General features: G+C 68.8%; 17 protein-coding genes and 1 pseudogene. 12 read left to right on the top strand and 6 right to left on the bottom strand.

The features are described 5' to 3' along the window. Both VLF18_RS22255 and VLF18_RS22250 read right to left on the bottom strand, forming a co-directional pair. A partial coding sequence (locus tag VLF18_RS22255; RefSeq protein WP_325281824.1) for an ATP-binding cassette domain-containing protein occupies positions 1 to 322 on the bottom strand: 322 nt, incomplete at its 3' end. 308 nt (positions 323 to 630) lie between these two features. Continuing rightward, positions 631 to 891 (bottom strand): hypothetical protein, encoded by a 261-nt coding sequence (locus VLF18_RS22250; RefSeq protein WP_325281823.1) that lies wholly within the window; start codon positions 889 to 891, stop codon positions 631 to 633. A gap of 368 nt (positions 892 to 1,259) precedes the next feature. Between VLF18_RS22250 and VLF18_RS22245 the strand changes: the two genes are divergently transcribed. From VLF18_RS22245 to dxs, 6 genes are all read left to right on the top strand, one after another. After that, a complete protein-coding gene (locus VLF18_RS22245) occupies positions 1,260 to 1,733 on the top strand; it encodes a hypothetical protein (RefSeq protein ID WP_325281822.1) in 474 nt (157 codons plus the stop codon). Between the two features lie 18 nt (positions 1,734 to 1,751). Then, positions 1,752 to 3,536, top strand: coding sequence for an acyl-CoA dehydrogenase C-terminal domain-containing protein (locus tag VLF18_RS22240; RefSeq protein WP_325281821.1), 1,785 nt, complete (start codon positions 1,752 to 1,754; stop codon positions 3,534 to 3,536). A gap of 146 nt (positions 3,537 to 3,682) precedes the next feature. Beyond that, on the top strand, positions 3,683 to 4,162 hold the full coding sequence (locus VLF18_RS22235; RefSeq protein WP_325281825.1) for a GNAT family N-acetyltransferase: 480 nt from the start codon (positions 3,683 to 3,685) through the stop codon (positions 4,160 to 4,162). 196 nt (positions 4,163 to 4,358) lie between these two features. Then, the gene (locus VLF18_RS22230; protein ID WP_325281820.1) at positions 4,359 to 5,279 is read left to right on the top strand and encodes a right-handed parallel beta-helix repeat-containing protein; all 921 of its coding nucleotides are present in this window, start codon (positions 4,359 to 4,361) and stop codon (positions 5,277 to 5,279) included. 171 nt (positions 5,280 to 5,450) lie between these two features. Further along, on the top strand, positions 5,451 to 6,044 hold the full coding sequence (locus VLF18_RS22225; RefSeq protein ID WP_325281819.1) for an HNH endonuclease: 594 nt from the start codon (positions 5,451 to 5,453) through the stop codon (positions 6,042 to 6,044). 147 nt (positions 6,045 to 6,191) lie between these two features. Further along, a complete protein-coding gene (gene dxs / locus VLF18_RS22220) occupies positions 6,192 to 8,090 on the top strand; it encodes a 1-deoxy-D-xylulose-5-phosphate synthase (RefSeq protein ID WP_325281818.1) in 1,899 nt (632 codons plus the stop codon). A 293-nt stretch (positions 8,091 to 8,383) separates the two neighbouring features. On the opposite strand, the gene prmC is transcribed toward dxs, so the two are convergent. The 3 genes from prmC to VLF18_RS22205 form a co-directional block, all read right to left on the bottom strand. Next, the gene (gene prmC / locus VLF18_RS22215; protein ID WP_325281817.1) at positions 8,384 to 9,217 is read right to left on the bottom strand and encodes a peptide chain release factor N(5)-glutamine methyltransferase; all 834 of its coding nucleotides are present in this window, start codon (positions 9,215 to 9,217) and stop codon (positions 8,384 to 8,386) included. Between the two features lie 22 nt (positions 9,218 to 9,239). Continuing rightward, entirely contained in the window at positions 9,240 to 13,439 is a 4,200-nt protein-coding gene (locus VLF18_RS22210; protein ID WP_325281816.1) for a hypothetical protein, read from the bottom strand. A gap of 165 nt (positions 13,440 to 13,604) precedes the next feature. Beyond that, positions 13,605 to 14,897, bottom strand: coding sequence for an NTP/NDP exchange transporter (locus VLF18_RS22205; RefSeq protein ID WP_325281815.1), 1,293 nt, complete (start codon positions 14,895 to 14,897; stop codon positions 13,605 to 13,607). 76 nt (positions 14,898 to 14,973) lie between these two features. Between VLF18_RS22205 and VLF18_RS22200 the strand changes: the two genes are divergently transcribed. The 4 genes from VLF18_RS22200 (at position 14,974) to VLF18_RS22185 (ending at position 18,468) form a co-directional block, all read left to right on the top strand. Beyond that, the gene (locus VLF18_RS22200; protein WP_325281814.1) at positions 14,974 to 15,777 is read left to right on the top strand and encodes an MOSC domain-containing protein; all 804 of its coding nucleotides are present in this window, start codon (positions 14,974 to 14,976) and stop codon (positions 15,775 to 15,777) included. 83 nt (positions 15,778 to 15,860) lie between these two features. Beyond that, complete coding sequence (locus tag VLF18_RS22195; RefSeq protein WP_325281813.1) at positions 15,861 to 17,465, top strand: choline dehydrogenase; 1,605 nt, start codon at positions 15,861 to 15,863, stop codon at positions 17,463 to 17,465. Positions 17,466 to 17,678: 213 nt separating this feature from the next. Next, positions 17,679 to 17,891, top strand: a complete 213-nt coding sequence (locus tag VLF18_RS22190; protein WP_325281812.1) for a hypothetical protein — start codon at positions 17,679 to 17,681, stop codon at positions 17,889 to 17,891. 106 nt (positions 17,892 to 17,997) lie between these two features. Beyond that, entirely contained in the window at positions 17,998 to 18,468 is a 471-nt protein-coding gene (locus tag VLF18_RS22185) for a DUF1203 domain-containing protein (protein WP_325281811.1), read from the top strand. 20 nt (positions 18,469 to 18,488) lie between these two features. On the opposite strand, the gene VLF18_RS22180 is transcribed toward VLF18_RS22185, so the two are convergent. After that, positions 18,489 to 19,649 (bottom strand): alanine racemase, encoded by a 1,161-nt coding sequence (locus VLF18_RS22180; protein ID WP_325281810.1) that lies wholly within the window; start codon positions 19,647 to 19,649, stop codon positions 18,489 to 18,491. Positions 19,650 to 19,809: 160 nt separating this feature from the next. On the opposite strand from VLF18_RS22180, the gene VLF18_RS22175 reads away from it, so the two are divergent. Then, positions 19,810 to 20,130, top strand: a complete 321-nt coding sequence (locus VLF18_RS22175) for a metalloregulator ArsR/SmtB family transcription factor (RefSeq protein WP_325281809.1) — start codon at positions 19,810 to 19,812, stop codon at positions 20,128 to 20,130. A gap of 49 nt (positions 20,131 to 20,179) precedes the next feature. Continuing rightward, positions 20,180 to 21,083 (top strand): annotated as a pseudogene (locus VLF18_RS22170) (DUF2867 domain-containing protein); the annotation flags it as partial.

Here is a 21,083-nt window from a genome sequence, read left to right as displayed (position 1 = left end):
CGCGCTCGTCGACGCTGCCGGCCTCGATGCGCCCGAGCGCCGCGAGTTCGGCGCCGACGCCGGCCAGCGCGGCGACCGTCGCGGCCGGCGCCGGCGCGACATTCTGCGACAAGTGGAAAACGCGCACTCCCATGAGGCGGCGCCCGGCCGACGGTGCGCGCCGTCCCGCGACGATGTCGGCGAGCACGCTCTTGCCGACGCCGTTGCGGCCGACGAGCGCAGTGCGGCGCCCGTCGAGCACGAGGTTCAAATCGGAAAACAGGCGCGTGCCGTCAGGCAGCGCGTACGACACGCGTTCGAGCGTAGCGAAGACGGTGTTCATGCGGACTCCAGGAGATGCCGGTGCGCGATCCGTTCGACGGGAACGGGTTCGGACGGGCCGTCAGGACGACGGCGGCATTACTGGCGCATGGAACGAATACCTCTGCCGGAAGGCGAAGGGGGGCAATGCTAGCGCAAACCCGCGCCGGCCGATGAACTGCGCGACACAGGTCGCAACGAGCCTGAACGACTCGCTGTGTGACGGCCTGCGGTATCGTCGATACCGCGAGTCCGCGTCCAGGTGCGGGCACAGCCATGGCCGGCCGAATGCCGCCCGGGGACGGATCGCATCATCGATCACGTTTCCAATCAGGGGGAAACCATGTCCGTTTGCTCCATGCCCCGGGTGCGCCGCGCGGCGTACGCCGCCTGCCTGCTGCTGCTCCTGCTTCCGTTGTTCGCTTCGGCGGCACCGGTGCGCTGAACCTTTGCGAACGCGCGCTTCGCCGACGGCGGCACGATCGTCTGCGACCATGCGACCGTCGCCTGGACCACGGCCGATCCGGCGTTCACGCCGACCGGCACGATGACGATCGAGCGGCTCACGACGATCGACGGGCTCGGTTGCATCGACTGAACCCGGTTGCGCGCGACATGACCCTCCCGATCGGCGGGGAGGGTTTCCCGGTTCCGCAGGGCGCGAAGCGGTCAATGCCGGCCGGTCGATTCGCCTTCCGGTTCGTGCACGGCAAAAATTTTGGCGGCGCAGCGGATCCGCGCCGGCGACAGCCGCGTCGGGACGGATCGGACGCGCGGAATCCCGACGCCCGCATCGCCCGGCATGCAGACATCGCAGGGCACCGGGACGATGAAAGGAACGCATCGCCAGCATTGATCATCGTCGGGTCAGATCGGCCAAACTAGGCTGTCCGGCCGCTGCCCTTTGCCCGCGCCGCCGGCCGCACGCTAACATTCAAACAATCGTTTGAGGTCCATCCATGAAGCCGTCGTACCTGGTTCGCTTCACGCTCGTCCTCGTGTCCCTGGTCCTGCTCGCCGCCTGCGGCGGCGGCAAGCCCGTCCGTCGCATCAACCCGCCCGCGCTCAGCGTCCAGCAGTTGTCGGTACAGGCCGACGGACGCTGGCTGATCGAACTGCGCGTGCAGAACTTCAGCACCGTGGCGATGCGGTTCGACACGCTCGAGGCCGGCCTCGAGATCGAAGGCAGCAACGCCGGCGCGATCTTCCTGCGCCCGATGCTCGAAATCCCGGGCCAGTCCGCCGACGTCGTCGAAGCGACGCTCGCGCCGAGCCACGAGGCGGCGGCGAAACTCACCGAGGCGGCGCGCAGCGGCAGCATCGGCTACCAGTTGCGCGGCGGCATCGAAACCGGCGAACCCTCGAAGAAATTCCCGCTGAGCCAGTCCAGCCGGCTGTCGCCGGTGCCGGGCCGGCCCAATACCTACCGTTGACGAACAGAAGGTTGACTCATGAGCAAGTACGCCGCCCCGCTGACCGATATGCGTTTCGCCCTGTTCGACGTGCTCGGGGCCGAGGCCCTGTTCGCACGCCTGCCCGGCGGTGATGCGGCGACGCGCGACGTCTGCGACGCCGTGCTCGATGAAGCCGCGCGCTTCGCCGAGCAGGTGCTTGCGCCGCTGAACCAGAGCGGCGATCAGGAAGGCTGCCGCTTCGCCGGCGGCGTCGTGACGACGCCGAAAGGCTTCAAGGAAGCCTATGCGCAGTTCTGCGACGGCGGCTGGGCCGCGCTCAACGCGCCCGAGCAGTACGGCGGCCAGCACATGCCAGAAGGCATCGGCGCCGTCGTCAAGGAAATGCTCGATTCGGCCAACCTGTCGTGGGCGAACTTCCCGCTGCTGTCGCACGGCGCGAGCGAAGCACTGAAGCAGCACGGCGAGGAGTGGCAGCGCGAGGTGTTCCTCAAGCCCATCGTCTCGGGGCGCTGGACCGGCACGATGTGCCTGACCGAGCCGCACTGCGGCACCGACCTGGGCCTCCTCAAGACCAAGGCGGAACCGGCCGCCGACGGCACCTATCGCGTCAGCGGCACGAAGATCTTCATCACGGCCGGCGAGCACGATCTGACCGAGAACATCGTGCACCTCGTGCTCGCGCGCCTGCCCGACGCACCGCCCGGCACCAAGGGCATCTCGCTGTTCATCGTGCCGAAGTTCAAGGTCGCACGCGACGGCAGCGTCGGCGATCGCAACACGCTGGCCTGCGGTTCGATCGAGCACAAGATGGGCATCAAGGCGTCGTCGACCTGCGTCATGAACTTCGACGGCGCCGAGGGCTATCTGATCGGCCAGCCGAACAAGGGCCTCAATGCGATGTTCACCATGATGAACACCGCACGCATCGCGGTCGGCTATCAAGGCCTCGCGTTGACCGAGCGCGCATACCAGAACTCGCTGGCCTACGCGCGCGACCGGCTGCAGATGCGTTCGCTGAGCGGCCCGAAGCGCCCGGACAAGCCGGCCGATCCGCTGATCGTGCACCCGGACATCCGCCGCATGCTGTTCACGCAGAAAGCCTTCGCCGAAGGCGGCCGCGTGCTCGGCTACTACGCCGCCTTGCTGGTCGACGTCATCGAACGCAGCGACGACGCGGCCGAGCGCCAGCGCGCCGACGAGCTGCTCGGATTCATGACGCCGATCGTGAAGGCGATGCTGACCGAGACCGCGCAGGAGTCGACCTACAACGCGATGCAGATCTTCGGCGGCCACGGCTACATCGCCGAATGGGGCATGGAACAGTTCATGCGCGATGCGCGCATCACGACGATCTACGAAGGCACGACGCAGATCCAGGCGCTGGACCTGCTGGGCCGCAAGATCATGCAGCTGCAGGGCGCCGGACTGCGCCATTTCGTCGAGGAAATCAGCGCGTTCTGCCAGGCGCAGCAGGCCAATCCCGAACTCGTCGAGTTCATCAGGCCGCTGGCCGAACTGACTCAGGAATGGATCGCGCTGACCCAGGAAATCGGCAAGAAAGCGATGGGCGATGCCGAGGAACTCGGTGCCGCCGCGGTCGACTATCTGTTCTACGCCGGCTACATCGCGCTCGCCTATTTCTGGGCGCGCAGCGTGGCCGCCGCCGACGCATCGGCGCACGGCGCCGAGTTCAAGCAGGCCAAGCGCCTGACCGCCCGCTTCTACTATTCGCGCCTGCTGCCGCGCACGCGCGGGCACATAGCGGCGATCCGGGCCGGCGCCGAAAGTCTGATGGCGATGCCGGACGCTCTGTTCGGTTGAGACAGGCTCCGCCGGCGGCCGCACGCGCGGTCGCCGGCAGGAGAGGACTGGCGCGGCGCCCCGGCCTTGGCTTAAGTTGCGTACGTCGCGCAGGGCCGGTGGCGCCGCGCGAAAAACGGCGGCACTCCACTCCGAACGCAGCGACCATGGACCAACAAGCCGGTATCCACATTCGCCTGGCCGATGCCGGCGACGACGATTTCATCCTGGGCCTTGTCGATCGTTTCGTGGATTTCGAATTGCCGCGCTGGCGGCGCCGCGGCGAAACCGCCGAAGGCATACGTCGCGACATCGCGCGCCATCTGCGCGAGCAGCCCGCGGGCTCCCATTTGTTCGTCGCCGAAGACGACGACGGCGAGCTCGTCGGTTTCCTGCACCTGCAGCTCATGACGGACTTTTTCACAGGTGCGCAGAATTGCCATGTTTCCGACCTGGTCACAGCGCCCGGCCATGACGGCAAGGGCGTCGGCAGCGCGCTGCTCGCCTACAGCGAGCGATTCGCACGCGAACACCATTGCCGCCATGTGACGCTGGCCGTGTTCGAGGGCAACGCCCGCGCGCGTTCCCTCTACGAACGCAAGGGCTACGGGGTCGAGCTGCTGCGCATGGTCAAGCCCGTCAAGTAAGCCGCGACAGTGCGCGTTTCCCTCACGCCGTGAGACGGGGGGAGGCATACAATCCGCACCGGACCGGCCGGGGGCGACGGGTCCGCGCGTTTCGCTGTCGCCGGCAATAGTTCCGACGGCCTTTATGCGCTTTGCGATCAGGACCGGTCCACGCCCGGCGCGGTGTTTCTCACTCGTCCATTCACAGGGGTAATCCATGAAACCTTCCACCGTGTTCCGTCACCTCGTCGCGGCCGTCGCGCTGTATGCGCTCCTGGCCGGCAGCGCCTACGCCCAGGCCACTCGCACGTGGGTATCCGGCGTCGGCGACGATGCGAATCCGTGCAGCCGGACTGCGCCGTGCAAGACGTTTGCGGGTGCGATTTCGAAGACTGCGGCAAGCGGAACGATCAGCGTGCTCGATCCGGGCGGTTTCGGCGCCGTGACCATTACCAAGTCGATTACGATCGAGACTGACGGCCAGCTCGCGGGTGTCGTCAGCGCGGGCACGAACGGGGTCGTCGTCAACGCGGGCGTGAACGATGTCGTCACTCTGCGCGGCCTGCAAATGAACGGCGTACTGACGGGCGTCAACGGCATTCGTTTCCTCGCCGGTGGTCGCCTCATCGTCGAAGATTGCGCGATCCAGGGCGTAGCGAACAACGGCATCGATCTGTCGCCGACGACCGCCAGCAGAGTGCTCGTACGCAACACCACGATTTCGCGCGTTGCCGGCGGCTCTGCCATCTCCGTGACACCGGGCGTCGGCGGTTCGGTGGCGCTCGTGATGGAGAACACTCGCCTGTTCTCGAACAAGAACGGCCTGACCGTCGTGTCCGGCACAGCAACCGTGAATGATTCCGTCGTTAGCGGCAGCGACCAGAATGGCATTTTTGCCAACAGTGCCGGTGCCAACGTACTCATCAATGTCAGCAACTCGCGCGTGACGAACAACACGGCCGTCGGCATTCGCGCATTGAACGCAACGTCGTCGATTTTTGTGTCGAACACGATCATCAGTGGAAACGGCACGGGCGTGGCGGCAGCGAGCAGCGCGTCGATCAGCACGTACAAGAACAACAGCCTCGTGGGCAATACGACCGCCGGTGCGTTTACAGCCACGGTCACCGGTGATTGAGCAACTCCTGAACTGACGGCAGCGGACGAAGGCTCACCCTTCGTCCGATGCCTTCGACGGGTCCGTTGCCGCCCGCCCCTTCCTCCGTGAATTCCGTTATGCTCCTCGCGCAATCAGGGAGTTACGACGGCAGGAACGCCCGTTTCGCAGTTGGCGCAAACGGAGGACTGAATGCTCGGCGCTATCCGTACTCGGAACGACATCCATACGACACGCGTGCTGTCGCTGGATTCCACCGGCCGCATCCTCGACTGGATGAGCTGGCAGGACGCCGTTTGCCTCTACGTGCGCGGCGCGGTCGCCTGGACCCTCGGCGATCCGTGCCTGACGATTCACGGCGGCATGAATCGCGACTCGGGACTGCAAAGCCAGCTCGACCTGCATCCGATCGTCGCCAGCCGCGGTCATGCGCGACCCGGCAGCTACGAGCCGGCCCCGGCCCTCACGAACACCGCACTGTTCGCGCGCGATCGCCACCTGTGCCTGTACTGCGGCCAGCATTTCCACAAGAACCAGCTCACGCGCGACCACGTGATTCCGCTGTCCAAGCGTGGTCTCGACGAGTGGGAGAACGTCGTCAGCGCCTGCCTGCACTGCAACGTGAAGAAAGGCAGCCGCACGCCGCAGCAAGCCGGCATGCCGCTGCTCGCGGTGCCCTACCGTCCGAGCTGGGTCGAGCACCTGATCCTGTCCAACCGCAACATCCTCGCCGACCAGATGCAGTTTCTCGTCGGCCATCTGCCGAAGCACCGGCGCGCCAGTTGAGCCCGGTGTCCGCGCACAGGTGAACCGGCGAGACCGGGCGCCGCGGCACCGTGCCGCAGTCCTTGCCCTTGTTTTGCAAGTTTGTTTCCTTGCCCCGGCCGCAGGCGTCGCCGAAAATACCGGCCTGTCGTCCGGATTTCCGTAGAAATGATCGACTCCGAGCGTTACCCGCTCCTTGCCAAGCTCGACTCGCCCGCCGCCCTGCGCCAGCTCGGCGACGCCGATCTGTCCGCCGTAGCCCAGGAACTGCGCGCCTACCTCGTCGAGTCCGTCGCGACCTCGGGCGGGCATTTCGGCGCCGGACTCGGCGTGATTGAGCTGACGGTCGCTCTGCACTATCTCTTCGACACGCCGCACGACCGCCTCGTCTGGGACGTCGGCCATCAGTGCTATCCGCACAAGATCCTGACCGGCCGGCGCGACCGCATCACGACGGTCAAGAAGAAGGACGGCCTGGCGCCGTTCCCGCGCCGCGAGGAGAGTGACTACGACACCTTCGGCGTCGGCCATTCCTCGACCTCGATCTCGGCCGCGCTCGGCATGGCCATCGCGGCACAGCGCAAGGGCGACCGTCGCAAGATCGTCGCCGTCATCGGCGACGGCGCGGCGACCGCCGGCATGGCGTTCGAGGCGCTCAATCACGGCGGCGACGTCGAACCCGACATGCTTGTCGTCCTCAACGACAACGGCATGTCGATCAGCGAGAACGTCGGCGCGATGAGCAAGATGCTTGCGCGCCTGATGTCGAGCCGCCGTCTGAACCAGTTGCGCGACCGGGCCAAGGCTGCAATGCCGCGCGGCTCCTTCATCTGGCGCTTTTTCCGGCGCTGGGAGGAACATGCGAAGGGCATGTTCGTGCCGTCGACGCTGTTCGAGGAACTCGGCTTCCACTACACCGGACCGATCGACGGGCACGACCTGCCGTCGCTGCTGCACGCGCTGCGCACGGTCAAGGAACTCAAGGGCCCGCAGCTGCTGCACGTCGTCACGACCAAGGGCAAGGGCTATGCGCCGGCCGAGTCCGAGCAGATCGAGTACCACGCGGTCGGTCCGTTCGACCCGAACAAGGGACTCGTGAAGAAGGCGCCCGGCAAGCCGACCTATACCGACATCTTCAGCGACTGGCTCTGCGACATGGCCGCCGCGGACGAGCGGCTGTACGGCATCACGCCGGCCATGCGCGAAGGCTCCGGGCTCGTGCGCTTCTCGCAGGAGTACCCGCAACGCTACTTCGACGTCGCGATCGCCGAGCAGCATGCCGTGACCCTGGCCGCGGGCATGGCCTGCGAAGGCGCCAAGCCGGTCGTCGCGATTTATTCGACGTTCCTGCAGCGCGCCTACGACCAGCTCATCCACGACGTCGCGATCCAGAACCTCGACGTGACGTTCGCGATCGACCGCGCCGGCGTCGTCGGCCCGGACGGCGCCACGCACGCGGGCAGCTTCGACCTGTCCTACCTGCGCTGCATTCCGAACATGGTCGTCATGGCGCCGGCCGACGAGGCCGAATGCCGCCAGATGCTGACGACCGGCTTCCAGCATGACGGGCCGGCCGCGGTGCGCTATCCGCGAGGTACGGGACCGGGGCGCGCCGTAGACCCGGAACTGACGACGATTCCGATCGGCAAGGCCGAACTGCGTCGCGAGGGCCGTGCGGTTGCCCTGCTCGCCTTCGGCAGCACGGTCGCCGCCGCCGAAACGGTCGCGCGCGAGATCGACGCGACGCTCGTCAACATGCGCTTCGTGAAACCGCTCGATACCGACCTGCTGCGCCAGCTCGCCCGCAGCCATGATGCGTTCGTGACCGTCGAAGACAACGCGGTCCAAGGCGGCGCCGGCTCGGCCGTCGCCGAGTTCCTTGCGGCCGAGGGCCTTGCCAAGCCGCTGCTGCAGCTAGGCCTGCCCGATGTGTTTCTCGATCACGCGAGCCGCGAAGACCTGCTCGCCCAAAGCGGCGTCGACGCCGACGGCATCCGTCGCGCTGTGCGTCAGCGCTTCGCCGCATTGCTGCCGCAGCCCGCGGCACCGCTGCGCAGCGCCGGCTGACGCGGCACTTCATTCCCGGCGCCACAAAAAAAAAGCCCCCGCATGATGCGGGGGCCGTGAGCACGTTCCGTTGGCGGCGACCGAAGTCGGCCTGCCGAGGGTCCCGCCGCGCCTGCCTCACGACAGTCGCTGTGCACTGGAGCCTTGACTCGCTCCGCGGCGGGGGCCACACCAGCCATGTGGCCTGGAGCGTATGTTCCTGATCCCAGGTGCCGGTGTCCGTGAGGTGTGATCCGGTTGGCAGTTGAAGCGGTCGACACAGGAAATGCCAACTTCATCACGTTTCTGCGCCATCAGGGCCAGCGGCCGCCGCTGACGCGGTCTCGACCGCCGAGATCCTGCCAGGTCGCGACCTCGTCGAACCCGGCCTGCACCAACAGAACGCGCACGGCGTCGCCCTGTTCGTGGCCATGCTCGAGCAGCAGCCAGCCGCCGGTGTTCAGGTGCGAAGTCGCCGCGGCGACGATCCGGCGGATGTCGTCGAGTCCGTCCTCGCCGGCAGCGAGCGCCGAACGCGGCTCGAAGCGCAGGTCGCCCTGTTCGAGGTGCGCGTCGCCGGCTTCGATGTACGGCGGGTTCGACGCGACCAGATCGAAGCGCCGCCCGGGCACGGCGGCGAACCAGGACCCGCGCGCAAATTCCACATTGGGAATAGCGTTCCTCGTGGCGTTGTCGCGTGCGACGGCGAGCGCGGCCTCGCTCGCGTCGGTCGCGACGACGCGCGCGAGCGGCCGTTCCGACGCGACGGCAAGGGCGATCGCGCCGCTGCCGGTGCCGAGATCGGCAACGTCGACGGCGCGGTCCTCGGGCAGCCGCTCGAGGGCAAGTTCGACGAGCCGCTCGGTGTCGGCGCGCGGAATCAGCGTCGCCGGCGTCACGCGCAGCGGCAGCGACCAGAACTCGCGCGAGCCGGTCAGGTAGGCGACCGGCTCGCCGTCCGCACGGCGCCGGACGAGCGCGTCGAAGCCGTCGCGCTCGTCCGGCGTCAACTCGTCCAGTGCATGCGCATAGAGCCAGGCCCGCGGCTTCCCGAGCACGTGCAGCAGCAGCACCTCGGCTTCGAGCCGCGCCTCGTCGCCCGGGAGCCGTTGTGCGGCGGCCGCGAGGCAATCGCGCACGCGGCTCACGGCTTGCGCGGTCGCACGAGGCTCACGCGCTCGCCTGCGGCGGAGGCGGCGGCGGTTCGGGCAGCTTCACGCGTACGCGCACGTCGCGCCGCCAGTAGCCGCCGCTCGACCATGCAGCAAACGCCCAGCGCAGCCAGCCGACCAGCGCGGAAGCGAGCCACAGCGCCCAGGCCAGCATCGCGACCTTGTGCAGCCAGATCGGCAGGGTCAGCGCGCCGGCCTGCGGCAGCACGGCGGCACTCTGGTCGGCGAACCAGCGCAGGCTGCGCGCGCTCGACCAGTTGCCGACGACGCTCATGTCCGGATCGCCGAGCAGTCCGGCGTAGACCGCGCCGACGAGGCACAGCATCGCCGGCAGCGTGAACAGCGCGAGCGCGACCTGCGCGAGGTTGAAGGCGACAGTCGACGCCGGGTTCCAGCGCGCGCGCGCATCGAGCGCGAACAGCCAGATCACGACGACGATCAGTGCGAACCACGATGCCGTCGAGAACCCGAAACCCAGCAGCAGCCACTGCCAGAGTTTCAGCGGCGTGCGGCGCGTACGGCTCAACGCATAGGCGAGCACGATCATGACGATGAGTTCGCCCCAATACAGCACGGCCGGCCCGACCGACGGTCCGTAAGTGAACAGCACCCAGCGATCCGTGGGCAGATTGAGGTTCAACTGCGGGTTCGCCGACGGCAGTCCTAGATCGAACGCCGGCGTCTTCGCGTTGACGCCGAGCTCCTGCGCCTGCCGTACGCTGATCTTGTAGCGCTTGGCGCCGGGCGTCACCGGCAGGCTCAATTTGTTGTCGCGCGGACGCAGATTGATCGCAACGCCGTTCTGTTCGACCGACAGCACTTCGGCGCCCGCCGGCAGCGTGACCGTGTGCTCGCCGCCTTGCGTGCTGCGCAGCGAGATTTCCAGCGTCGTGTCGAGCGCGCGCTTGCTCGCAGCCGTCGTGATCTGCACGTCGTCGATGGCGATACTTTTGCCCGCGACGGCTTCCGGCCGCGACAGCGCGATGCGCAGCTTTTCCTCGGGCAGCGGATGGAATTCGTGCACCCACTGTTGTCCCTGCGGATGCTGCCGCGCCTCGGGCACGCCGGAAAAATCGGCATGCCAGGTCGGACTCAGCACGACGCTCCAGACTTCGGCGCGCTGGTCGAGCGCGGCCGCGACGAGTTCGACGGCCTCGCCGCGCGCGAGCGTGCTGTCCCAGCTGACTTCGTTCTCGTCGGCGCCGAAGGACACCAGCGCCTGGCCGCCTTCGACCTTCGTGTCGGAACTCATGACCTGCTCGCCCGCGAGCAGCGGCACGCGCACCGAGAAGCCGCCGTCGGCCGGCGCGAGGCGCCGCACCGTCGTGAGCACGCGCCATTCCAGGTCGAACGCGAGCGCGCGTTCGACGAGCACGTAGGGCGGAAACTGCTGCGCGCCGCCGCGTGCGGGTGCCGATGCGGCCGTGCGTTCGCGCGACAGCGTCACCGTGTCGCCGAGCAGGCGATTGTCGCTGACGCCGCTGGCCTGCCAGCCGGCGAGATTCACGCGTACTTCAGCCGGCGCGAACACGAATTTCAGCGCGATGTGGTCGGATTCGACGATGCGATAGCTCAGCGCGACGCGATGCACGCCGCGCGGCAGTGCGAGCCAGTCCTGCTCCTGATGACGCACGACCGTTTCCGCGACGACGCCGTCGACGCGCACTTCGTCGAGCGTCGCGCCGCCGTCGACGACCGGCAGCGGCACGGCGACGCGTTCGCCCGCATGCAGATCGAGCGAAAGCTGCAGCGCGTCGCCGTTCAGCGCAACCTCGGCGCGCGCGGCGCGCGCGCAGTCCGGCGCGCAGCGCGGCGCTTCGGTCAGGCGCTGGCGCAGCTGATCGAGCAGCGCCTGGTCGGGCAATGCGCCACGCGCGCCCGCAGCGGCGACTTCCTCGGCGCGCACGGCGATCGGCGAGGCCAGCACCGCAAGCAGGATCCAGCTCGCCGCCGCGGCAGCCGCGGCGCTCGCCCCGGCAGCCGCGTTCGCGCGATGCACAGCAAGCAGGCGCCTGACGAGCGCGAGCAAGGTCGCGACGAGCAGCGCCAGCATCGCGATGCGCAGCAGTCGCGTGAGCCACGGCGGCGAAATCACGAGTCGCACGTCCTGATCGGCGAGTACCGGGCCGCTCCAGGACAGGTCGTAGACGCGGCCATAGCTCCACGACGGTTCGCCGCGGCCGGCCTGGATCACGGTGTTCTGCGCGTAGCGCTGCACGAGATTGTTCTGCTGCTGGCGCGCCCGCGATTTCACCGACTGGTAAGCCAGGCTGCCCGGCGCGCCGCCGAAGGCATCGGCAAGGCCCTTGCGCGCCGGCTGCGGCGCGACGGCAGGCGCCGCGGGTGCGGGCGGCGGTGGCGGCGCCGCGAGCGGCTGCGCCACGTTCGACTCGGCCATTTCCATCTGCGCCATGGGCGCCTCTTCCGCCACCATGCCGGCAAGCATCGTATCGACCGGCGCGCTGCCGTAGCCGGTTTCGAGCTGCGGATACAGCGCGTAGCGCACCTGCTGCGCAAAGAACGGCAGCGCGACGATGACGAGCAGCACACCGACCGCCGCGGCGGCGATCTGCACGCTCGCGCGCAACCGTCCGACCGGCAGCGCCTTCGCGATGAGTCCCAGCGCGACGACGACGAGCAGCGTCCACAGCGGCGCGCCCGGCTCGTGATAGCCGAACACGAGATAGCCCAGCGCGAGCGCTCCGGCGAACCAGCCGAGCAGACGCGCCGCGAGCAGCGCCGTCACCGCGACGAGAAACACATCGAGCAGCGTCCAGCGCGAGACCCAGCTGCCGTCGGCGCGATCGGCGCCGGGCGCGGCCAGCAGGCGATAGCTGTACGGCAGATGCAGACGCCAGCTGATCGCATCGAACGACTGGCGCCAGCCGGCGACCGGCAAGGCGCCGCCGCGCGCGACGCGCACGCCGGCACCGAGATCGACGGCGGCCTCGCGCAGCTCCACGCCGGTCGCGCCGTCGGTCGACTTGGTCACGAGCAGACCTTCGCCGCGACTCTGCGCGCGTTCGAGCACGTAAGGTGCGCTCATGTCCAGGCGCCAGTCGCGATGCATGGTGCCGGCGATGCGATCCTTCGCGTACAGCGCGGCACCGTCGAACTGCAGCCAGACTTCGCGCTGCAGGGTCAGGCGGTTCGCGTCCTCGCCCGACAGACCGCGCGAGCGCTCCTCGATCGTCAGCGCCGACTCGGGCGCCAGCGCAAATGCCGGCAGCCCGCGCCATTCGTTCGGCACGCCGGCCTGCGCCGGGTCGATCGGCGTATCGCCGTTCGCGCCGCTGACGCGCAGCCAGCTCTGTGCCTCGAAGCTCCAGATTTCCTGCGCGGGCCAGGGCTCGTCGATGGTCGGCGCGGAAACCTTCACGAGCGGCGCGGTCGCGCGCGCATGCAGGTTCAGATCCCAGTCGCCAGGCTGTACCTGCACGTGCAGGCGGCCGTCATTGCCGAGGCGCGCGGTCAGGCCGCCGCCGAGCGCGAGCGGCACGAAGCCCTGCGGGAGTACCGGACCCACGGTCTCCTCGCGCGCCTGCCCCGAGACGTGCAGCCGCAGCCGCGTCTCGAGCCGTGCGGGCACGTCGTCGGTGAGCTTGCGGAACACTTCGATCGCGATGGCGTCGGCTTCGGGTTCGGAGGCCTCGCCGCGACCGAGCGTGAGCTGGTCGCCGCTGCGCTCCAGCGGGAGCACGTTCTTGCCGTCGGCACGCAGTTCGATCAGCGCGGTGACCGCAGGCACGCGCAACTGCTGCGGGCGCTGCTGCCACGGAATGCGGCCTTCGATGCGATAGCTGCCGGGCGCCAGGTGCAGCTGCGGCTCGCCGTCGCGTTCGAGCACGGGCGCGGCCTGTCCGTTGACGGTGACGTCCTGCGGCCAGTCCTCGGCGTCGCCCGGCAGTCCTATCCAGCTCGTCGCATCGACCCGCCACTGCTGCGCGAAGCGCAGGCCGTTCGCGTCGGCGTCGAGCGCAAGGCGGCCCGGCCATGCGCAGACGAAGTCGTCGGCATCGTCAGCAGTGGCATTGGCGATCAGTGGGCACGCGCGGAATTCCTGATCCTTCAGCACCCAGCCGCGCCAGTCGCGCAGCACCGCGGGAATCGGATCGGGTGCCGCGGCAGGCGTCTGCGCCTGGACCGCGGAAAGCGCCGCGACGAACGCAAGCGACGACAGACAGAAAACTCGACGCATGACCGGCTCCATGATCGCGGCGAAGGGACTGCTGCAACGACAGCGGCGAGTCTACGGGGTTCGCTGCCGGCAGACACCGGGCATGCCGCGATCACGCCGCCGATGTCGCTCAACGGAAACGTCGTGAAGCGGCGGATTCCGACAAGACTTCGCGACGCAGCGGCATCAGGCCGGCGGCGGCCGGGTCACTGATTCCGGCAGGATCCGCCGCATGCGCGAACCGACCCAGGCCGACGAGGCACCCGCCGCCGCGGCCAGCAGGGCGAGACCGGCCGTCGCGACGCCGACGCTTCGCAGCAGGTTCAGAAGCGTCGTCACTGCGACGTCGCCGAAGCGCCAGACCGCCGTGTCGATGAAATTCTTCGCCTTGTAGCGTGTTTCCGCGTCGACTTCGGTGTACAGCGAATCGGCGGCCGGCTTGAAGATGCCGTAGGCGCTCGCACGCGTGACGATCGCGACGACGACGATCCAGGCCGGCCCGAGGAAGATCAGTCCGATCAGCATGACCGCCTTGACGACGCCGTCGACGACCAGCGCGGCGATCGGCCCGATGCGCGTCATGATTTCGCGCGTAAGGAACAACTGGAAAACGATCTGCAGGACGTTCGCGGCCTGGTCGATGCTCGACGCGAACGCGATACCCGCCTCGCGCGCCGGAAACGTCGCGCGGTTGTAGTCGAGGAGGAACGCATAGACCAGCGTGCCGACGCAGTCGCCGAGCAGCATCAGCACGGCGATCCGGCGCAGGAACGGCGAGCGGAACGTCTCGATGGCGCCGGCGATGATGCTGCCGCCGATCACGCGCTGGTCGCGATCGGGCTCGCCCGCGACCGGGTGGCGCCGCGCCCAGCCGAGCATCCAGAAGATGCATGCGATACACAGGGCGAGCAGCGCGCCGGACACGACGAGCAGTCCCTGCACGCCGACGACGTAGACCAGCGACTTGGTCAAGGTCGGCCCGGCGATCGCGCCGAGCGCGCCGCCGATCGCGATCAGCGGAAACAGCCGCCGCGCCTGCTCGCGGTCGAAGATGTCCGCCATGAAGCTCCAGAACAGCGCGACGATCAGCAGGTTGAATACGCTGCCCCAGACGAAGAACAGCGCGCCGAGCAGCGTTGCATTCGTATTGTTCTGCAGCGAAAACAGCGGGATGAACGACATCGTGCAGACCGCGACGATCGCATAGACCGCCGGCACGAACTGGCTGCGCCGGAAGCGCGCCGCGAGCGCGCCGAAGATCGGCGTCAGCAGCAGGGTCGCTGCAAGCACGATGAGGTAGAAGATCGGCAGCTGCGTCGAACCCGCCGCGGCTGCGGCCTGATCGCGCACCGGGCGAATGATGTAGTACGCCGCGAGCACGCAGAAGAAATAGCCCGAAGACACGAGCAACGCGGACCACTCGTGCGGCTTGACCGTGTTGCGCAGCCAGGCTTCCAGCTTGACGAGCGATGCGTGCATGCCGATTCCGCGGCGTGAGGGCGGCGCAGAGCCTAGCATGCACGCGCGACGGCAAGGTGCACGGCATAATCGCCGCATGAAACCGACGCTCAGCGCACTCTACGTCTATCCCGTCAAATCCTGCGCCGCGCTCGCGCCGTCATCGGCGCGCGTCGAACCGCGCGGACTCGCCGGCGATCGCCGCTGGCTCGTCGTCGATGCGAACGGCGCGTTCGTGACCGGCCGGGCCCATTCGCGCATGCCGCTGATCCGCGCGACGCCGCTGCCCGGCGGACTGCGGCTCGAAGCGCCCGACATGCCCGCGATCGAGATCGCGACGCCGCCCGCCGCCGCGCCGCGCCGCGACGTGACGATCTGGCGATCGAGCGTCGACGCGGCCTGCGCCGATGCAGCAGCAAGCGCGTGGCTCCGCACATTCCTCGGCGCGGATCTCTCGCTGGTGCACATGGACGACGCGGCGCACCGCGGCGTCAATCCCGACTACGGCAAGCCCGGCGACGAAGTCAGCTTCGCCGACGGCTATCCGCAGCTGCTGATTTCTTCGGCCGCGCTCGACGCGCTGAATGCGCGCCTCGACCAACCGGTCGAGATGCTGCGCTTTCGGCCGAACCTCGTCGTCTCCGGCACGCAACCGCACGCCGAAGACGGCTGGAAGCGCATCCGCATCGGCGAGGTCGAGTTCGACCTCGTCAAGCCGTGCACGCGCTGCATCTTCACGACGGTCGACCCGCAGCGCGGCGAACGCGACGCGAGCGGCGAACCCCTGAAGACACTGACGACCTATCGCCGCTCGCCGAGCGGCGTGACGTTCGGACAGAACCTGATCCCGCGCGGCAGCGGCACGATTGGGGTTGGGGATGCAGTTCACGTGCTCGCCTGAGGGCCTCCGATGCTGCACTGCGATGGAGCATCTGCTCTAGCCACGGCACCTAGCCTCGCCCGGTCCTCCCCAGGGCGTGGGCAATGACTTACGACTTCATCATCGTCGGCGCGGGTTCGGCCGGCTGCGTGCTGGCGAACCGGCTCAGCGCGAATCCCCGCAATCGCGTGCTGCTGCTCGAAGCGGGCGGCAGCGACTGGCATCCGTTCATCCACATGCCGGCCGGGATCGCCAAGCTCGTCGGCAAGAAAGGCGTCAATTGGGATTATTATACCGAGCCGGAGCCGCACCTCGACGGCCGCCGGCTCTGGTGGCCGCGCGGCAAGGTGCTCGGCGGATCGAGTTCGATCAACGCGATGTGCTACATCCGCGGCGATGCGCGCGACTACGACGAGTGGGCGGAACTCGCCGGCGACGCGCGCTGGAACTGGAATGCGGTACTGCCCTACTTTCGCCGCAGCGAAGGCAATGAACGCGGTGCCGACGGTCTGCACGGCGGCGACGGCCCGCTGTCGGTGTCGAACCTGCGGCATCACAATCCGCTGTCGCAGGCGGCGATCGACGCGGCGGCGTCGCTCGGCTATCCGCTGAGCAGCGATTTCAACGGCGCGAGCCAGAGCGGCTTCGGCTACTACCAGGTCACGCAGAAGAACGGCGCGCGCTGCTCGACGGCGCAAGGCTATCTGCGTCCCGCGCGCGGTCGCGCGAATCTCACCGTCGTCACGCGCGCGGCCACCGAGCGCGTGCTGATCGCGAACGGCCGGGCGATCGGCGTGGAGTATCGCCGTCACGGCCGGCTGCAGCGCGCCGAAGGCGCGCAGGTCGTACTGAGCGGCGGCGCGTTGAATTCGCCGCAGCTGCTGATGTTGTCGGGCATCGGCCCGGCCGACCAGCTGCGCGCACACGGCATCCGCGTCGAAGCCGACAACGGCTCGGTCGGCGCGAACCTGCAGGACCACCTCGACATCTGCACGCTGACACGCTGCACGCAGCCGATCACCTACGACAAGACCAACGACGTCGCGATCGCGCTGGAATTCCTGCTGCGCCGCAGCGGCATCGGCACGTCGAACATCGCCGAAGCCGGCGGCTTCGTGCGTTCGCGGCTCGCGCCCGACGAGCGCTGCGACCTGCAGTTCCATTTCGTGCCAGCATTGCTCGACGATCACGGCCGCAACCGCCTGCCCGGCTTCGGCTATACGCTGCATGCCTGCGCGCTGCGCCCGCGCAGCCGCGGACATCTTGCATTGCGCTCGGCCGATCCCTCGCAGAAGGTCGCGATCCGCGCGAACTATCTCGGCGACGCCGACGGCTTCGATCTGCGCATGCTCGTCGAGGCCGCGCAGCTGTCGCGCCAGATCCTGCAGCAGCCGGCGTTCGACGGCTATCGCGGCGACGAGATCTTTCCGGGCGCGGCAGTCGTCGACGAAGCCGCGATGGTCGCGTTCATCCGGCGCAAGGCCGAATCGATCTACCACCCGATCGGCACCTGCCGCATGGGCAACGACGACGGCGCCGTCGTCGACAGCGAACTGCGTGTGCGCGGCATCGACGCGCTGCGCGTCGTCGACGCGTCGGTCATGCCGGTGCTGCCCGGCGGCAACACCAATGCGCCGACGGTGATGATCGCCGAGCGCGCGAGCGACCTGCTGCTCGACGCCCACGCCGCCGTCCCGCGCGCCGCGTGAGCCGGCGCCGGCCGCGCCCGAGCGGCGGCGCGCAGCGCGCATCGCAGTCCGTGAGATAGCGTCCCCGCATACTCTGCGACGTCGTCCCGCCGGCCTTCCCTGGGGCCGCAGCGACCGCGACGACCCCGACTCCACGCTGTCCCGCGCCCCGTTTCACGGGGCGCGGCGTCGCGCGTCGGGCGCTCTCTTCCACGCTCGCGAGGACACCATCCAATGCCGATTCGACCGCTGCCGCTGTTTTCGTTTTCCACTTTTATCGTACCGGCGGCGCCGCCGGTGCGGCGCCGCCCGATCGCGACCGCGTCGGGCCGCCTGCGCCGGCTGCTCGCCGCGGCCAGTGCCAACGACATGCCCGACGCGAACGAGCGCGCGCTCGTGCTCGACCTGCACGCGCATCTGCGCCGCATCGCCCATGCCGACCGATGACGCCGCGGCGATACGGCATGCAGCGGACCGGCAGCGCAGGATGCGGATGGCCGGCGCGGCCGCCGTGCCGCAGGCTCTGTGCATCGCCGCCTGCCGGAGCCCGCACATGACGTTTCGCATCCTGGGCCTGTCGCCCGCCCCGTTCCGTCACCTGTTCGGTCTTTCCGACGCAGCGCTGCGCGCTCACGGCGCGCAGCGCTGCGTCGCCGACCGTCTGCCCGGCTTTCCCGACCGCATCGAACTGCGCGACGCCGAGCCCGGCGAGCGCCTGCTGCTGCTCAACTACGTCCATCAGCCTGCCGACACGCCGTATCGCGCGAGCCACGCGATCTTCGTGCGCGAAGGCGCCGAACAGGCCTTCGACGCGGTCGGCATGATCCCCGAGGTGCTCCATCGGCGCATGATCTCGCTGCGCGCCTTCGACGCGACGCACCACATCTGCGCCGCCGAACCCGCGACTGGCGATGCGATCGCCGACACGGTCGTGCGGCTGTTCGCCGATCCGAATGCGAGCTACATCCACGCGCACTACGCGACGCGCGGCTGCTATGCCGCGCGCATCGAACGCGCCGGCTGAGCGTACCTGGCCGAGCCGTCCTACCAGCCGTTGCAGCGCGGCCAGCGTCGCAGCGCCGCGCCGCCGTCGACCCAGTAGCCGTCGTACGCCGCTGCGGTCATGCAGGCATGGTTCGGCAGCACGCGCACGCGGCTGCCGATCGGCAGCGCGTCGAACATGGCCGCAGTGGCAGCGGTGTCGCGCGACGCGACGAGGCCGTGTTCCTGATTGACCTCGACGACGCAGAGTCCCTGCAACGGCGTGCCGGACAGGTCGCAGACCTGCCCATAGCCGTAGTCGATCGCCTGGTTCGCCGTGCCGTGATCCTTGGACAGGGCGAGTCCGCCCGCGTCGATGATGACGCGGCCGGTATCGCGCTTGTGGCTGACGACGGTCGCGAGCACCGACAGCGCGATGTCGTCGAGCGCGCAGCTGCCGATGTTGCTCTGCACGAGATCGCCGAACACGTAGACGCCGGCGCGTGCTTCGGTGACGCCGGCGAGATCGCTCGCGTGGCTCAGCGTCGGCGTCGAGCCGACACTGATCTCGTCGCAACCGATGCCGGCGGCGCGCAGTCGTGCGGCCGCGTCGACGACCGCATCGCGTTCCAGCGCGGCGTGCGCGCGCAGTGCGTCCGCGCCGACGCAGGCGTAGGAACTGCCCGCGTGCGTCAGCACGCCGGCAAAATCGAGATGTGTGGATTCGTCGACGGCGCGCGCGACGTCGACGAGCCGGCCGTCGCCGGGACGCAGTCCGGCGCGATGCCCGTCTGCATCGATTTCGACGAGCACGCGAAAGCGCACGCCTTCGCGTGCGGCTTCGACTGCGATCGCCCGCACCGTCGCGACATCCTCGACCAGCAGGCTCAGGCGCGCGCCGGCTCGCGCGAGCGCTGCCGCGCGCGCGGTCCTGGCCGGCGCGAACGTGACGGCATAGCAGATGTCGGCGAATCCGTCGGCGAAGAAATATTCCGCCTCGCGCAGCGTCGACACCGTGATCGGGCCGATGCCGCCGAAGATGCGCCGCGCGACCGCCGTGCATTTCGCGGTCTTCACATGCGGCCGCAGGCGAACGCCGAGCCGCGCCGTCGTCGCATTCATGCGCGCGATGTTGCGGTCGAGCCGCTCGAGATCCACGACGAGCGCCGGGGTGTCGACAGCATCGAGCGCAGGAACAGCAGTTTCGGACACTACGACGGACATGCGCGGCCCCGGCGGCTGGAAAGCCGCATTGTCGCCGACGCAGGATCGGCGCGGGAACGGGCCTCGCGTCTGCGGCGCGATGTCGCAGCCTGCCGATCAGGCTTGACGCTGCGGCAGCCGACCGATATTAGTTAACTAACTAATTAACTGATGAACAGTCATGGACACGGTATTCGAGGCGCTCGCGTCCACCGCGCGGCGCAAGATTCTCGCCTATCTGAGCGAGGGCGAGCTGAGCGCCGGCGAGATCGCCGAACGCTTCGATTTCAGCAAGCCGGCGCTGTCGGGCCATCTGCGCATCCTCGAGCAGGCCGGCCTCGTCGAACGCGAGAAGCGCGGCCAGTTCGTCTATTTCCGGCTCGTCCGCGACCGCCTCGCCAATACCGTGTTCGCGTGGGTCGCGGAGCTCTGTCCCGTGGCCGGCCCGATCAAGCGCGAACGTCGCGCGCAGGTGCGCAAGCGCAGCGAACGCAAATCCTGAGCAAGCGCGCATCGCGCCGTTGAACGCCCGATCGACGAGGAACACGGACATGCTGGCCCTGACCCAGGTAGTGCAGAGTTTTCCGACCGCGCGGCTGCGCGGCGCCGGCGACGGTCCGCCGGTCGAAGTATCGCTGATCGCGCAGCTCGGCATCGGTGCCGGCGACCAGTTGTATGCCGCCGCGACCGAGCGCCAGCGCGCGCATGCGAACTTCGTCGACGAACTCGACGAACCGTCGACGCGGCTCGCCGGCATGGACCTCGCGCGCGGCGACGCGACCTCGCTGTATTCGTTCGCCGTCGGCCCGCACGGCCATCCGTTCCATCGCCATGCGGGGCATCGCGTGTTCACGGCGATTTCCGGCAGCGGCGGCGCGCACCTGCGCTTTTCGAGCGCGAGCACCGCCGACATTGCTCGCGATCCGCAGACGTTCGTCCGTGCGCTGCGCTGCATCGACATTCCGCCCGACAGCCTGTTCACCGTGCGCTTCGCTGGCGAGACCTGGCACCAGTTCGCGCCGCGCGATCCGAGCGGCGCGCATCCTGTGCTGTTTGCGCTGTCGTGCCATACCAACGAACTCGGCGGCGACCTGCCGCCCGACCTGCGCGCACGCGTTGCGGCCGGCGACGCGACGATTCCGGCGCTGACCGAGCTGCTGCCGCCGGCGGTCGCCGCGCTGCTCGCCGGCAGCGAGGCGGCCAGCGCACCGACGATCGCGTTGTCGCTGTATGCGCCGACATCGTCGCTGCAGGGCAGCGCGTGTCGCGGACTGCGCGGCGCGCTCGGCCGGCTGCGCGGCTGGTTGCGCCGGCTGCGCGCATCGAACGGCTATCTGTCCGACAGCGGCACCGGCTTCCCGGTGACGACGCAGGAACTCCCCGGCGATTCGCTGCTGGCCGACGTGTTCTCCGCGGCCTGCGATCACGACGACTCGTTCGTGCTCGATCTTCCCG

The sequence above is a fragment of the Tahibacter sp. genome (assembly GCF_035481375.1).
Classification (GTDB): Bacteria; Pseudomonadota; Gammaproteobacteria; order Xanthomonadales; family Rhodanobacteraceae; genus Tahibacter.
The sequence above is the reverse complement of the archived record's forward strand: the minus strand, read 5'-3'. Positions and strand labels throughout refer to the sequence as shown.

Excerpts from the sequence above, each read along its gene's own strand:
- VLF18_RS22250 (WP_325281823.1), bottom strand. The coding sequence starts at position 891 with ATGCAACCGAGCCCGTCGATCGTCGTGAGCCGCTCGATCGTCATCGTG.
- VLF18_RS22245 (WP_325281822.1), top strand. The coding sequence starts at position 1,260 with ATGAAGCCGTCGTACCTGGTTCGCTTCACGCTCGTCCTCGTGTCCCTG.
- VLF18_RS22240 (WP_325281821.1), top strand. The coding sequence starts at position 1,752 with ATGAGCAAGTACGCCGCCCCGCTGACCGATATGCGTTTCGCCCTGTTC.
- VLF18_RS22235 (WP_325281825.1), top strand. The coding sequence starts at position 3,683 with ATGGACCAACAAGCCGGTATCCACATTCGCCTGGCCGATGCCGGCGAC.
- VLF18_RS22230 (WP_325281820.1), top strand. The coding sequence starts at position 4,359 with ATGAAACCTTCCACCGTGTTCCGTCACCTCGTCGCGGCCGTCGCGCTG.
- VLF18_RS22225 (WP_325281819.1), top strand. The coding sequence starts at position 5,451 with ATGCTCGGCGCTATCCGTACTCGGAACGACATCCATACGACACGCGTG.
- dxs (WP_325281818.1), top strand. The coding sequence starts at position 6,192 with ATGATCGACTCCGAGCGTTACCCGCTCCTTGCCAAGCTCGACTCGCCC.
- VLF18_RS22210 (WP_325281816.1), bottom strand. The coding sequence starts at position 13,439 with ATGCGTCGAGTTTTCTGTCTGTCGTCGCTTGCGTTCGTCGCGGCGCTT.
- VLF18_RS22205 (WP_325281815.1), bottom strand. The coding sequence starts at position 14,897 with ATGCACGCATCGCTCGTCAAGCTGGAAGCCTGGCTGCGCAACACGGTC.
- VLF18_RS22200 (WP_325281814.1), top strand. The coding sequence starts at position 14,974 with ATGAAACCGACGCTCAGCGCACTCTACGTCTATCCCGTCAAATCCTGC.
- VLF18_RS22195 (WP_325281813.1), top strand. The coding sequence starts at position 15,861 with ATGACTTACGACTTCATCATCGTCGGCGCGGGTTCGGCCGGCTGCGTG.
- VLF18_RS22190 (WP_325281812.1), top strand. The coding sequence starts at position 17,679 with ATGCCGATTCGACCGCTGCCGCTGTTTTCGTTTTCCACTTTTATCGTA.
- VLF18_RS22185 (WP_325281811.1), top strand. The coding sequence starts at position 17,998 with ATGACGTTTCGCATCCTGGGCCTGTCGCCCGCCCCGTTCCGTCACCTG.
- VLF18_RS22180 (WP_325281810.1), bottom strand. The coding sequence starts at position 19,649 with ATGTCCGTCGTAGTGTCCGAAACTGCTGTTCCTGCGCTCGATGCTGTC.
- VLF18_RS22175 (WP_325281809.1), top strand. The coding sequence starts at position 19,810 with ATGGACACGGTATTCGAGGCGCTCGCGTCCACCGCGCGGCGCAAGATT.